Below are 588 nucleotides of genomic sequence, written 5' to 3'. Positions count from 1 at the left end.
CCCGAAGCGTGGCTCACATGGGTCCTCCAGCGCCTGCCTGATCACAAGATCAATCGCATCGACGAGCTCATGCCGTGGAACTGGCAGGTCGAAAACGCCTGAGACCGCGCCAACACCGGACGGACACGGTGAAGGGCGACACAGACTTGATCCAGTGGATCAAGTTAGCCCTGAACGGGCGGAGCCCCGGCTGGAGGTCCGGATGTGCTTCCAGTGTTCCGCCGGGTAGTTGTAGAAGCTGAGCAAGACATCGCGGCTTTTAACCAATTTGGCGACCGCCTTGTCGTTCGCCCACTTTCTCGGACGGGTCGCGTTCGCGGGCTCACTTCACGCGGTAGGTTTCCACAAAGAAATCGAAGGCCGTCTCGGCGTCGGCTTTGGTCTCGGCCTGCCAAATATTATGCAGATTCCCCTTGGCTTTGGCTTGCAGCGACTTTGGCGTCGTCCACTGGTTGCTTGAATGTCAATCACGGTGACATAAGGGGCCATTTACCGGCGCAAATAGGGGCCACGCTCGGGATGTCGGTGGCGCTCTGGCGCGTGTGCTCACCACATAGCTAACGCGTGCCAGAGCGCGCTGGCCGTAGG

At 59.9% G+C, this 588-nt stretch carries 1 protein-coding gene and 1 pseudogene; one reads left to right on the top strand and one right to left on the bottom strand.

The window, feature by feature from the left end:
• Window positions 1–102: transposase domain-containing protein (locus BV911_RS18915; protein ID WP_139840173.1), on the top strand; the 102-nt coding region annotated here is incomplete at its 5' end.
• Window positions 103–189: 87 nt separating this feature from the next.
• Here BV911_RS18915 and BV911_RS18910 read toward each other — a convergent pair.
• Window positions 190–439: pseudogene (locus BV911_RS18910) on the bottom strand (hypothetical protein); the annotation flags it as partial.
• Window positions 440–588: the final 149 nt, after the last annotated feature.

Source organism: Pseudoruegeria sp. SK021 (assembly GCF_002119405.1).
GTDB lineage: Bacteria > Pseudomonadota > Alphaproteobacteria > Rhodobacterales > Rhodobacteraceae > Meridianimarinicoccus.
Note: the sequence above shows the minus strand (reverse complement) of the source record. Positions and strands in the feature narration are given on the sequence as shown.